At 60.3% G+C, this 13,180-nt stretch carries 11 protein-coding genes; 4 read left to right on the forward strand and 7 right to left on the reverse strand.

The features are described from left to right. Window positions 1-283: 283 nt before the first annotated feature. The gene (locus tag GWC77_RS22795) at window positions 284-736 is read right to left on the reverse strand and encodes a hypothetical protein (RefSeq protein ID WP_173260550.1); all 453 of its coding nucleotides are present in this window, start codon (window positions 734-736) and stop codon (window positions 284-286) included. A gap of 230 nt (window positions 737-966) precedes the next feature. On the opposite strand from GWC77_RS22795, the gene GWC77_RS22800 reads away from it, so the two are divergent. Then, window positions 967-1,476 (forward strand): DUF1269 domain-containing protein, encoded by a 510-nt coding sequence (locus GWC77_RS22800; protein ID WP_173260552.1) that lies wholly within the window; start codon window positions 967-969, stop codon window positions 1,474-1,476. A gap of 18 nt (window positions 1,477-1,494) precedes the next feature. Here GWC77_RS22800 and GWC77_RS22805 read toward each other — a convergent pair whose 3' ends face one another. The 3 genes from GWC77_RS22805 to GWC77_RS22815 form a co-directional block, all read right to left on the reverse strand. Further along, window positions 1,495-2,199: a glutathione S-transferase N-terminal domain-containing protein gene (locus tag GWC77_RS22805; RefSeq protein ID WP_173260554.1), complete on the reverse strand. Its 705-nt coding sequence runs from the start codon at window positions 2,197-2,199 to the stop codon at window positions 1,495-1,497. Between the two features lie 142 nt (window positions 2,200-2,341). Beyond that, window positions 2,342-4,687: a hypothetical protein gene (locus GWC77_RS22810; RefSeq protein ID WP_367949080.1), complete on the reverse strand. Its 2,346-nt coding sequence runs from the start codon at window positions 4,685-4,687 to the stop codon at window positions 2,342-2,344. Between the two features lie 694 nt (window positions 4,688-5,381). Beyond that, a complete protein-coding gene (locus GWC77_RS22815; protein WP_173260556.1) occupies window positions 5,382-6,104 on the reverse strand; it encodes a heme-binding protein in 723 nt (240 codons plus the stop codon). Window positions 6,105-6,984: 880 nt separating this feature from the next. Between GWC77_RS22815 and GWC77_RS22820 the strand changes: the two genes are divergently transcribed. Both GWC77_RS22820 and GWC77_RS22825 read left to right on the forward strand, forming a co-directional pair. Next, window positions 6,985-8,037: an extracellular solute-binding protein gene (locus tag GWC77_RS22820; RefSeq protein ID WP_254367100.1), complete on the forward strand. Its 1,053-nt coding sequence runs from the start codon at window positions 6,985-6,987 to the stop codon at window positions 8,035-8,037. Then, a complete protein-coding gene (locus GWC77_RS22825) occupies window positions 8,034-9,767 on the forward strand; it encodes a diguanylate cyclase (RefSeq protein ID WP_254367101.1) in 1,734 nt (577 codons plus the stop codon). Before GWC77_RS22820 ends, GWC77_RS22825 begins: the two co-directional genes overlap by 4 nt. A 46-nt stretch (window positions 9,768-9,813) precedes the next feature. Here GWC77_RS22825 and GWC77_RS22830 read toward each other — a convergent pair whose 3' ends face one another. The 3 genes from GWC77_RS22830 to GWC77_RS22840 form a co-directional block, all read right to left on the reverse strand. Continuing rightward, on the reverse strand, window positions 9,814-10,857 hold the full coding sequence (locus tag GWC77_RS22830; RefSeq protein ID WP_173260562.1) for a fatty acid desaturase: 1,044 nt from the start codon (window positions 10,855-10,857) through the stop codon (window positions 9,814-9,816). A 150-nt stretch (window positions 10,858-11,007) separates the two neighbouring features. Continuing rightward, the gene (locus tag GWC77_RS22835) at window positions 11,008-12,048 is read right to left on the reverse strand and encodes an alpha/beta fold hydrolase (protein WP_173260565.1); all 1,041 of its coding nucleotides are present in this window, start codon (window positions 12,046-12,048) and stop codon (window positions 11,008-11,010) included. Window positions 12,049-12,063: 15 nt separating this feature from the next. Then, window positions 12,064-12,606, reverse strand: coding sequence for a thioredoxin family protein (locus tag GWC77_RS22840; RefSeq protein WP_173260567.1), 543 nt, complete (start codon window positions 12,604-12,606; stop codon window positions 12,064-12,066). Window positions 12,607-12,798: 192 nt separating this feature from the next. Between GWC77_RS22840 and GWC77_RS22845 the strand changes: the two genes are divergently transcribed. Then, window positions 12,799-13,173 carry a GFA family protein gene (locus tag GWC77_RS22845; RefSeq protein WP_173260569.1) on the forward strand — a complete coding sequence of 125 codons (375 nt, stop codon included), beginning with the start codon at window positions 12,799-12,801 and terminating at the stop codon, window positions 13,171-13,173. Window positions 13,174-13,180: the final 7 nt, after the last annotated feature.

Raw genomic sequence — 13,180 nt, forward strand, 5'->3', positions numbered from 1 at the left:
TGCCGCATTCTGCCGCAACCAGCCATACCTCAGCTTGTCGATTCAGAGCGCCTCAAGGGTTCGCTGCGCCGGGCTTACGCCCGCCCTTGACCCGCTAACATCACCCACTCGGAATTCAAAAGAGGCAAAAATCTTTTGTTTTTATCGTTTCTATTAGCGGAGCGCAGAGTTTGGCTCCCGAGCTGCTAAGCGATGCAAATAAAAAAGGGCGAGCGCTTGCGCTCGCCCTCGACGGCGTGCCCGGCTTCGTTCAAGTGAGCCGATGCACCCCAGACGGTTGGTTTTATTGAGTCTTGACCGTCGAATCGGTTTTCACGTCCGCCTTCGTATCAGCGTTGGCGCCGGCTTTCGCGTCGGCCTTGGCAGGTGCCTTCACATCGGCTTTCGCGGGCATCGTGGCGGCGGATTCGGTGCCGGCGTCCGTCTTGTTCTTCCCGGCGCTCGCGCTCGTATCGTGCTTCTTGCTCGTCTTGTGCGCGTGGGTTTTCTTTGCGTGCGTAGTCGATTTGCCGGTCGAATGAACATTCGTGCTGGCCTTATCGGTTGCGTTGCCGGCAACGTTGGTCGACGGATCGGCCTTCAGCCCGCTCGTCGACGTGCCGCCGCCGGCCTTCAGGTTGGCCTGTCCGTTCTGTGCGGCAGCGGGAGCGCTGGCCGACGGTGCAGGCGCGGCTGTCTGAGCGAAAGCCGTCGAAACGATGAGAGCGGAGGCGAGAGCAGCGAAAATGGTCTTCATATGTGACTCCTTGTTGGGCGGCTGAAAATGTTCAGCGCTGCCCGTTTAACGCCACGTCGACGACGTGAGTTGACGCTGCCCTGGTGACAAAACGTAAGTACTGCATACAAACGGTTTCCGTCAGTCCTGCGTGAGTGCTCTTTTCCGGCAAATATGAGAGAACGGCCACGTGAACATGGGCGCACGATCGTCTATAACTGGATTACCGTTCTCTCAAAGGAGGATCCCAAATGCGGCGCCTCTACTACCTTGTATCGGATACGGGTTCGGCGAAGGCCATCGTCGAAGATCTTCTGCGCGCGCGGATTACATGGCGGCATATTCACGTTCTCGCGAATCACAGCGTGACGCTCGATGCGCTGCCCGAAGCGTCTTTGCTGCAAACCAGCGATGTCGTGGCGGCACTTGCGCGCGGCACGGCACTCGGCGGTGCCGCGGGCGCGCTCGCGGGACTCGTTGCGCTGGCTTTTCCACCGGCCCAACTCGTGATCGCGGGCGGCGCTGTCGTTGCGTTGACGCTTGCCGGCGCCGGATTCGGCGCCTGGACTGCGACCATGATCGGCGTCGACGAGCCCAGCCGACGCCTGGAGCGGTTTCAGGAGGCGATCAAGGCTGGACAGCTATTGTTGATGGTCGACGTACCGCAGGCGCGCGAGGAAGAAATTCAACAGATGGTTCACGAGCATTTTCCGCGAGCGGACGTCGAAGGGGCGGAGCCGAAGACGCCGATCTTTCCCTAAGGCAGGTTACCAGGCGGCCTACCCGCGGCTCGGGATGTCCAACGCTCGAACCACAGCCGGCCGCGCGACGAATGCGCCGAGTGCCCGTTTGACGTGAACGAAGTCGGCGAATCCCACGAGCTCGCCCGCTTCGTAAAAGCCGACCAGATTACGGACCCACGGCAACGTCGCCATATCGGCGATCGTGTATTCGTCGCCCATCGTCCACTCGTGGTCGGCAAGCCGCCCGTCGAGCACGCCCAGCAGGCGGCGCGCCTCGGCCACGTAACGATCGCGAGGCCGTTTGTCCTCGTAGTCTTTACCCGCGAATTTGTTGAAGAAACCGAGTTGACCGAACATGGGACCGATGCCACCCATCTGGAACATCAGCCATTGAATCGTTTCATAGCGACGCGCTTCGTCGCGCGGCATGAACTTGCCGCTCTTGTCGGCCAGATAGATCAGAATGGCGCCCGATTCGAACAGCGCAAGCGGCTTGCCGCCCGGACCTTGCGGATCGATGATGGCCGGAATCTTGCCATTCGGATTGAGCGAAAGAAATTCCGGCGACGTTTGATCGTTCGTATCGAAACGAACGAGGTGCGGCTCATAGGGAAGCCCCGTTTCTTCGAGCATGACCGACACCTTGACGCCGTTCGGCGTCGGCAGCGAATACAGCTGGATGCGTTCGGGATGCTTCGCGGGCCATTTGCGGGTAATGGGGAAGGCGGATAGATCGTTCACGCTAGTCCTCGATAGGCGGGAAAGTCGACGGCGAGTTGTTCGATCGCGCCGGCATGCCGCCGGCACTTCGAACAACTCGCCGCATTCTACCCGTCCACCGGGATTTGCATCGGGTGGCGGAACAGCGTAGCGAGCCGCGTGGTTATTGACCGGTGTAGCCCACCGGCACCGTTGCGTTGGCCTTCATCACCGTCGCGTTCGACGATACGACATAGATCGGCGATTCGGTCAGCGTCAGGTTGGCGACACCATTCGAATAGGGCACGGTCGTCGCATTGCCCATGACGTCGAGCACCGTCACGTTGCCGCTCGTGCCGCTCGCATCGACGGGCAGCGCGTAAGACGTGCTGTACGTCGGGCTGTACGCGCCGGATGACGTGGGCCACTGTGCATTGTTGTGCGTCCACAATGCCGTGATCACTTTGCCACCACCCAGTTGCTGGAACGCGTAGCCATACACCATCGACGGCAGATTCTTCAGGCGTCCCAGCGTTTGCGTGCCGTCGATGATGCGCGTCATCGCAGCGAACGCCATCGCTTCCGGCTTCGGGCTCAGGTTGTTCGCACCGTACTGTCCCTGGGGATTGGTCACGTCGAAGAACGTGCCGTATCCCACTTCATCCGGATAGTCGGGCCCATAGAAGAAGTACGTGACTTGCGCGCCCTCGCCGAGAATGATCAGGTGTGCGCGCGCTGCAACGGCAGCTTGCGCGTAGAGCTGATTGGACGACGGGTAGTTCGGTCCGTACGCCGCGCCCGGATCGTAGCTGATGCCGAGCTCGGTCGACCAAAGACGCATGTTCGGTTTGACCGATTGCATCTCAGCGCGCAGGGCCTGCATCTGCTTGTCGAGCGCATTGGCGACGTTGGCTGGGTTCGGGTCCGTGTCATAGAGCTCGGGCGGGTGCGACGGGTAGGTGCCAGCGTTGTAGTAACCGTGCGTGGTGATGCCGTCGATGTATTGACCCAGCCCCAGCGCCGCGTACGTTTGCAGATACCCGCTCGTGCACTGCGTCTGGCAGTTGGCGACCAGCGGATTGGTCGTGCCCATGACGACAGCGTTCGGATCGGTCGCGTGCAAGCCGGCGTAGACGGCCGCATACATCTGCACGAAATTCGATTGCGAATCCGTCCACTGCGGCTCCCACGTCACCTGGTAATAGTTGTTCTGCTGGTTCGGGAAATACGTTTGACGGATCGCCGCCGTGTCGGAGCCGACACGCGACATGAAGTTGCGATAGTAGGTGAGATCCTTCGGCGCGTTCGTGTCGTCCTGGAATCCGCCCGTCGGGCTGGCCCATGCCGGAATGCCATCGAGGCGCACGAGACGCATGACTTTGCCGTTCGTATAGGCCGGGTCCAACCCGCTCACCGAGGGCGTCCACGTGTTCGGGCCGTTGGGTTCCATGGCCGAAAGCTCGCGATCGTCGATCGTTTGCGAGATGCCCAGCGCCGCGAGCGCTGCCGCATTGCCGTTGAAACCTTGCATGCCGAAACGATGCTGGTCCTGGTGCGCGAACGTGACTGCCGGAATGACACCCGACTCGTTCGGCACGACGCCGAACGTCGCGATCCCGGTCGGACGCGTGCCGGCTTGCGGCAGCGTGCCGCCAGCGTGGGTCAGCGTCGCCGTGACGGCGAAGTAACCGCCGAGCGAGGCCTGGCACGACAGCGTGTTCGTCTGCGTACCGCTGGCAACCGCAAACGTGCCGCTGCCCTTGATGTTGCCGACGTAGTCCTGAACCGACCAGACCACGGAGTCGGCCGCCGGTGCGGACGTGACGAACGACAGTTTGAACGTGCTGCCCTGCGCGAAGAGGCGTGTACCGTCGGCAGTGGGCGTATCCGCGGAGATCAGGCCGTTTGGCGTGCCACCCGCGCTGGCGACCGGTGCGGCACAAGTGATCTTGCCGCTCGACGTCGAGGTCGACGTCGTGCTCGTCGTGCCGGTGCTGCCGGTGGAAGTGCTCGTGGTGCCCGTGCTGCTCGTGCCCGTCGACGTCGTCGAGGTGCTCGTCGAGCCGGTCGAGGTCGTGCCGGAACTCGTGCTCGTCGTTCCCGACGAAGGAATCCAGCAGCTCTTGTTCGCACCGTAGTCGGGGTCCGTGCCGAACGCCGTGTTCGTGCACGCGGTCCCATTCGTGAACGTCTTCTGCACGTTGTTGGCGGTCGTGCTGCCGCCATAGAGGACGGTCAGCGTGCCGCTGAACGAGCAAAAGCCGTTTTCAACCGCGCACTTCGTCCAAGAGGTCGTCGACGTCGAAGACGTGCTCGTCGTCGTGCTCGACGTTCCCGCGCTGTACCAGCAGCTTTTTTGGTAGCCGTAGGCCGGATCGGTTTGGGAGACGACGCCGTTCGAGCAGCTCACGCCGTTCGTGAACGGCCCATTGAGCGTGTACTGAAGCGGACTCGCGGTGCCGAAGACAATGTTTGCGGTGCCGCTGAAAGAGCAGAGGTTGCCTTCGCTAGCGCAATAGGTATAGGTCACTCCATTGATCGTGAGCGTGCTTTGAGCGAGCGCATTAGGTGCCCAAAGCGATGCGCAAAACGAAATTGATATGAATAATAAGCCGGTAAATAATGTTCTAGCGTTAATACGCCAGGAAACGATGGCGGAAAAAAGCTGGCGGAAAAGTAGGCGATATTGCACTGCGGGACCTCGGGTAGATTGCGGGCGGGGGGTGGCTCGGGCCCGGCGTATGCTACCGAGATTTCTCGTGTTATCAAGTGAGGAAATGGGGCTAATATGAAATGAGGATAGCCCAGAAATGGCGGTTATCGCAGGAGGATATGCTTATTTTCGCTGGATTCGGGCCGAGAAAAACGCCCCCGCGCAGTCCGATGTAAGGATTCCCTGGCAACAGTGCGAAAATCACCCGTGCCACTATCAGACTATACGTAGTCTTTCTCTGCCGAAGGCCACGTCGGGCGTGTCCGGAAAGCACTAATTAACGATCCCGCGAATTTCTTGCAATGCAAATATCTGAAGTAAAAATTGCGCAGAAAAAGTTTTACGATAAGGGGCAATAACTATGCGACCCCGATATTACACGAGAGAGGGCGCTGACGGGTGGCCGCAAAAAGGGGATACGGTGACGGGCGCGCTCGAGCGCGCCGAGAGAACCGGGGCCACGCGAGGACTTATCGCGCGCGGGACCCGGAGTGCGTGTGTCGGCTCGTGCTCAGGGATGAGCGATTTGCTGCGCGCTCAGGTCATTCGGAAAGCAGTGGGGATGCTCGAAACCGACGGGAATCGTGTTCGTCGCATAGAGGATGTTGTCGGTATTGCCCGGTCCAACCCCTGCGGGAATACCGTCCAAGCCGGCTAGTTTGCGCATCCGATAAGCGATCGCATGGTCCGCACATGCGCTATCGCCGCTGACGCCAAGCCCGCCGATCACTTTGCCGCCCGCATACAGTGCAACGCCACCACCGAACGTGATGACACCGCCAAGGACTCGCCCCTGGCCGGTGCCGTCCGCCAAAAACCGCGCGTCGAACGGGTTGCTGTTGTTGAGTCCGTAAAGCGAGCCGCCCGGTTGCGTCGCACCGTAGAGATTCGCCGTTGAGAGCGCGAGCTTGTCATTACTGAATCCGTTTGCTGTATAGGCCTTCGCTATCGAGATAGCGCGAGAACCGGGCCACGCATCGCCGAGCTTGATGACTGAGCAAAGACGTCCGTCTCGATCGACGACGGCGGACCACATGCGATTGGGTTTGAAAATGCCACCGTTTCCGTCGCTCAGATTAACGACGGCAGCGAGCTGCTTTTGCACGAGCGCAACCGTGCCGGCCGGCAGGGTGCAACGCCCGGAAATGGCGGTATCGTCATCCGCAAGCAGAGGAGATGTTCCGGCGATGGTTAGCACAACGGCAAATGCACCGCGGTAATAGCGCGCGTTCATGATGGCCTCCTGAAGAGCGTTGCTGGCAATTCGGATGGGAATTGAGGTATTCGATTTGAATAAAATGTCAAATAAAAAGAACTGGAAAAACGGGCTGACCTTTCGATTTATTTTAAGGCGAGCGACAGTCTGCCTGGCGATGGCATTGATTTTGCAGCGATATTCGCCGTGCAGGCGCTAAAGCAGCGCCGCGCTAGCGAATAGTGCGCTGGCAACGGCTTCTGATGCGGATTGCAGGATGCATCATAGTCAGCAGTAACAATCGTCGGCGGACAAAGGTGTGGCGGATTATGACGTGACATGAGTTGTCGGGTGTAAAAGTTCACTCGAGTAGAATAAGCGTGCTGTCGGTTAAAGCTGAGAAGTTCAAACCAGAAAACAACTCGGAGCCGATTGCCTCAGGAGTTTTTCACGTACATTGCGTATGGCGGTCCACTGCCAAACCTATTGGGGCACTTACTGCATTGCTGCAATTGCTTACGAGCGCGCCGCCGAATGTCCCGCCGGAGGACCGATGACCGCCTCGTCCAGCTCGCCCCGCAGTGACACCGCCGCATGAACCTGGGGCGATTCGTAGCCAAGCGACGACTTCCCTGGGAGGCACCTCGCAAGCCAAATCGGCCGCGCCGGGTATAGCGGCTCACCGCGCGGTCGGGGCGGACATATTCCGCTCGATTTGGCGGGTTTTTGTCCGACAACATGATCCAACGACCGCTATCGTCCCCTAATTGCGCGCGTATTGGTTTTATGGCATTGTTCGCGCGACAGCATCGATGTGAAAAAAGGCAGTCGAATGCGAATAAGTTCTAACTGGCTGCGTATCGATCTACGGGGATTCATTGGACGAATAACTGGCGGTCGACATCCAACGCGAGTTCTCTTGCGGGGAATCGTCGCATTCGTCGTACTCGCGCCAATCTCCGGCATCTCGTTGGGTGCCTCCGATGCGGTCCCTCAGAATCTGCTGCGCGTACTCGCATGGCCGGGCTATGCCGATGCCGATGTCGTCAAGCAATTCGAGACGCGCTTTCATGCGAAGGTCGAGGTGACGTTTGTCGATTCGGACGAGACGTTATGGGAGCAAATGCATCGGGGCTCGCCCCCGTCCTTCGACGTGCTCGCCGCTAATACGGCGGAGATTCAGCGTTATGCTCAGGACAATCTCCTCGCTTCGCTGGACGTATCGAAGATCCCCAATACGCGCCTGCAGTTGCCGATGTTCAGGCAGCGCTCGACGATCGGGGGTATCGAGCACAACGGCATCGTGTACGCCATTCCGTTCACCTATTCGTCGATGGGGCTGATATATGACCGCAAGCAGGTGTCGGTCGAACCTCATTCGATGCTCGAACTGTGGAACCCGCAATACCGCGGCCGCACGCTCGATTTCAACAGTGCGCAGCATAATTTTTCGTTTGCCGCGCTGGCGCTCGGCTACCGCGACCCGTTCCATTTGACACCGGCGCAGATGCGCACTGTCACACACAAGCTCATCGAGTTGCGGCGCAACCTGTTGACGCTGTACACACTGCCTGAAGAGGCGACGGCGCTGTTTGTCGAACACCATGCCGCCATGATGTTCGGTAACTATGGAACGCAGCAGATCGAGCTGTTGCGGCGAGCGGGAGTGGACGTCGGTTATGTCATCCCGGACGAGGGCGCGCTCGCGTGGCTCGACTGCTGGGCCATCACGCGCGAAGCACGCAATCGGGCTCTGGCATTGTCCTGGATCAACTACATGCTCGAGCCCGAGATCAGTGGGCTGCTGCCTCAGCGTCAAGGGCTGGCGAGCACATTGGGGCCCGCATCCGGCCACGCTGCCGACGATGGCAAACATCTTTTCTGGATTCAGCCGGTGGAGGATATCGCGCAGCGCGAGTCGTTATGGCGGCGCATTGTCTCTGGCGAACCACCGGAACGGTTCCCACGATGAAGCTCGGTCTGACTTCGCAGCTCATCATCTTGCTTGCCACGATCGGTGTGGTGTCGTCGGGTGCGACCGGCTATTACGCATATCGTGCCAATCGGACAATGCTGGTCAACGAGGCGCAGCAGAGCCTGCTCACATCGACGCGGCTGCTCGATCAGCGTTTTTCGTCCGCGTTGCACGATGTCGCCGAGGACGCGCTGGTCCTGGCCGTCATGCCTTCCGCACGCAAGCTCTCGGAGTCCGTCGAGCATGCGCCGCAAGACGGGCGCGAGCGTCTCGAGCAGGTGTTCATGAGTTTCATGCGGTATCACTCCGACTATCTTCAGCTGCGGCTGATTTCGCGCGCGCATTACGGCCTCGAGCGCGTGCGCGTCGACCGCGGTCCGAAGGGGGTGATCGTGGTGCCGGAAGCCGGGTTGCAAGAAAAGGGGCACTTTGCCTACGTTTTCGATACGTTGGCTATACCGGCGGGGCATATCTATCTGTCGCCGATCGTCATCAATCATGAAGCCGGCACGCACGCCGCCTCGGGTCGGCCGATCGTCCGGGTGGGCACCCCGGTTGTCGGAGCGAATGGCGCGAACGTCGGCGTGCTCGTCATCGACGTCGATCTGACGAGGGTCTTCGCGCGCCTCGCGCGTGACCTGCCGGAGCGCGATCAAGTCTATATGGCCAACCAGTGGGGAGACTTCCTGATCCATCCGGATCCGGCATCCGCATTCGGTTTCGACCGTGGGCAACGCGTGCTGATGCAGGAGACGTTCCCTACGACCAAGCCGCTCTTCGATGAATCCGGCGCTCAGATGACGATCAGCGGATACGAGCACCGGCGCGACGGGCGCATCTATGCGTTTGCCCGGACGCCGTTCGGCGCAGTGGAGGGCAACCGCTTCGTCGTGCTCGGTCTCGCCAGGCCGCTGACGGCTGTGCTCGTTCCTGCCGACGCGCTAGGCGGGCGCATCACGCGAATGGTCATCGTTTTCAGTGTATTTGCATTCGTGCTCGCCATACTGTTTGCCCGTGCGCTGACAAAACCGTTGCATACACTCGCGAGTGCCGCATTACGCGTATTCGATCATCCCCCCGATGCGCGGTTGCCGACCGAACGCTCGGATGAGATAGGTATTCTCGCGCGATGTTTCGACAGCATGTGCCGGGAGATCCGCTTGCAGATGAGCGAGCTGCACAGCAAGCAGCGCGAGCTCGCCCATCTGGCCGGACACGATGCGCTGACGGGCTTGCCGAACCGCATGCTGTTCATGGAAAAGCTTGCGGCCGCGATCGACACTGCGACGCAGACGGGCCAGCGGCTCGCCGTGATCTTCATCGATCTCGACCGCTTCAAGCAGATCAACGATCAGCTCGGGCACTGGGCCGGCGATCGTGCGCTGACCGTCGTCGCCGAGCGGTTGGCCAGCGTGCTTCGCGCCAGCGACCTTGCGGCGCGCCTAGGTGGCGACGAATTCATCGTGCTGATCGTCGATATGCAGTCGGCGGGGGTGGTCCAGGAGATCGCCATGCGTATTGCCGAGGCGATGAACGAAGAGCTGCAGCTTGGAGATCAACGGCTGAAGATTGGAGCGAGTGTCGGCATCAGCGAGTTCCCCGCCGACGGATTGACTGCCGAGGAGTTGCTGCTCAAAGCGGATGCGGCAATGTACGCCGCAAAGTCAACGCGGTGCGGGATGCATCGCCGTTATCAGGAACTCGCCTCACCCGGCGCATTGTCTTGAGGACAGTCGCTTGGGATCGATCATCGATCGATTCGGAATGTACCGTTCAAAAGTCGTAAGTGATGAACGAAATATTCATGATTACCCCCCAGAAGCGATCCATGACGACGCGGCCGTCCACGATCTCCGGCTGTCCCAAGCCGCGATAGATCCGATAAATACGATGGCGATGGTAGGCGCTCACGAGATTGCGAAATAGGATGCAGTGTTCGCGAATGTCCGGCGCGAGCGTTTCGTGGATGCGCGGCAAGTCGAGCCAGTGTGCGGAAGGCTCCGCGTGATGAGCATTGTGATAGCCGTAATTGAGGAATAGCCAGTTGAGCCACGCGTGCCGGCGGCTGAAGAGCGACGAGTAGGTGTTGCGTTGTTCGTAGTCGCGATCGAGCGTTGGAATGGGCGTTCCGGGCGGATAAATCGAAAACGTATGATGAAAGCAATCGTAGACGCGCAGCATGTTCAACATGCCGAGCCAGCCGACGAAAAGCCAAAGCACGGCGGCCGGTGCATAGCGCCATAGCACGACGTAGCAAACGAGACGGGCAACGAGCACCACGGCGATGCGCGGACGCAAAGGACGCAGGCGCTGCGAGAAAAACGGCAGCCCCAGCGAGCGGATGCGAGAGATGACGCTCAAGACGGGGATATGGAAAAACTCCATCAGAACGATGATGCGGCGCGGCATGGCGGGCAGCGAGAGGATCCAGGCCGTGATCGAGAACCCGTCGTAGCCGGCTTTGACGCGATGGTGTTTGAAATGCTGGCGTTTGAGGCCCGAGTAGCTGAAATAGCAGCCGCCGCTGATCAGCGAAAGCACGCGGGCCAGCGCATCGTTCCACTTCCTGCGGCGAAACACGGTTTGATGCATCAGCTCATGCGTCAGCAACGCGCTGAGCGTCATCGTATGGGCGATCAGTAATGAGCCGGCCAGCGCAGCGATGAACGCCGGCCGCGTAATGCAATAAAGACCGAAGGCGAAGCCCCCCATCGTATAGATGATGACGGCCGCATCGAGTACGGCTCGCAACACGCGTTTCGCCATCGAAGCGACGGGCGCGATGCGCGGCAGACCGTACTCGTGAACGCTGGACATTTCGATCTCCTGGAAACAGCACGCGAGCATCAAAGCGGGCATGTGAACTGTATGAGATCGGCGCTTCTGTCTCTTTGCGAGAAGGCGTAGGGGACGCTTGGCTATACCGGGCGGTCTACGGGTTCCGAATTCCGGCTGCGGCGGCAGCGATCAGAGGCGGGCGGCATCGACGATGGCGTCCGAAAAGGCCTTCGGCGCTTCCTGCGGCAAATTGTGGCCGACGCCACCGGCGATCGTGCGGTGAAGGTACTTGCCCGTGAATTTGCGGGCATAAGCGGACGGCTCGGGGTGCGGGGCACCGTTGGCATCGCCTTCGAGCGTGATTGTCGGCACGCCGATCGGCGGTGCCGCAGCCAGGCGAGCCTCAAGTGCATCGAATTGCGGTTCGCCTTGCACGAGGCCCAGGCGCCAGCGGTAATTGTGAATCGTGATGGCGACGTGATCTGGATTCCGGAGGGATTGCGCGGAACGATCGAAAGTGGCGTCATCGAAATTCCATTGCGGCGAAGCGGTACGCCAGATGAGCTTGGCGAAGTCGTACACGTTCGCTCGATAGCCGTCCTGGCCGCGTTCGGTGGCGAAGTAGAACTGGTACCACCAGGCGAGTTCGGCTTGCGGTGGCAATGGTGTCCGGTTGGCTTGTTGGCTGCCGATCAGGTAGCCGCTCACGGATACGAGCGCGCGGCATCGTTGCGGCCACAGCGCGGCGACGATGCCCGCCGTTCTTGCGCCCCAATCGAAGCCGCCGATCACGGCCGACGCAATACCGAGAGCGTCCATGAAGGCGATGACATCGGCCGCGAGTGCGGCTTGCTGCGCATTTCGAACGGTATCGGGCGAAAGAAAGCGTGTAGTGCCGTAGCCGCGGAGATGCGGGATCAGCACGCGAAAACCGGCGGACGCCAGAAGCGGAGCCACGTCCACGAAGCTATGAATGTCGTAAGGCCAGCCGTGCAGCAGGATAACCGGCGTGCCGTCGCTTGGACCGATGTCCGCGTAACCCACGTCGAGCACGCCGGCATCGACCTGTTTCAGCTTGCCGAACGACGCACGCGACGAAGTGCCGGCACTTGAAGCGGAACGCGTCGATTGCGCGAGGGCGCGCTTGGCGAGGCCCAGCTCGATTGCGGCGAAACCGGCGGCGGTTACGCCCAACAGCCGTCGGCGCAGAGGGTTTTTTATATCGGACATGGTCAGCACTCCTATTCAATGGGACGGTGTAGCGTTCTTTGCGAGCAGGCGTTGAATCTGTGCTTCGGTTTCTGCATATTCGCCTTCGCCGAAATGCCGGTAGACGATGTGCCCGGTTTGATCGAGCAGATAAAACGCAGGCCAGTAGCGGTTCTGGTAGGCGCGCCAGGTCGCGTAGTCGTTGTCCTGCGCCACGGGGTAGCGAAGGTTGAAGTGCCGGATGGCTGCTCGTACGTTGTCCGTGCTGCGCTCGAACGGATATTCGGGCGTATGCACGCCGATCACGACCAGTCCCTGGTCCTTGTACTTTTCATGCCAGCGTTCGACATACGGCAACGTATGGATGCAGTTGATGCAGGTGTAGGTCCAAAAATCGATCAGCACGACTTTTCCGCGCAGTTGGCCCAACGTGAGCGGCGCCGTGTTCAGCCATGTGCCGATGCCGGTGAATTCCGGCGCGAGCGTTTGTGCTGAGCGATTGTCGGCGGGCGTGGCGCGGCTTGTCGCTGCGGCGGCGCACAGCATCAGCGCCGCAACGGTTTTCGACAGGTGGGGCATGGCGGCTTCCTCATTTCGGTAGATGAATCGCGTCTGGCGGCATTTGAGCGCTTGCGCGTATCTGGCTTGTGTCTGCCGCGGCGGGCGGATGCAATGTTTTGTATCCGCTGCGAATTCAGATACATTGCGACACAATTCAGGCTTCGCGGCGAGTTATAAAAGCGCCGTCCGTTCACGAACGAGGAGAGCCGCATGATTACCGAAGCGTTCAGAGGGTCCTGCCACTGTGGAGCTGTGAAATTCGAGGTTCGTACCGCCATCGCCCCCGTGTCGCGCTGCAATTGCAGTCTGTGCCGCCGGAAGGGCGCTGCGATGTCGAAGACGTTCGCGCGGGAGGACCTCAAGATCCTGTCGGGTGAGCAAGACTTGACGCTCTATCAATTCAATACGCGCGTGGCGAAGCACTACTTTTGCCGGCATTGCGGTATCTACCCGTTCCATCAGACGCGTCGGGATCCGCTGCTGTGGCGTGTCAACGTGGGTTGCCTTGAAGGTGTGGATCCCTACGCGCTCGAAGAGGGATCGGTTTTGGACGGCGCCAGTCTTTCCGTGGCGGAGGATGCGTGATGCGCTG

Source organism: Paraburkholderia sp. NMBU_R16, assembly GCF_013282575.1.
GTDB lineage: Bacteria > Pseudomonadota > Gammaproteobacteria > Burkholderiales > Burkholderiaceae > Trinickia.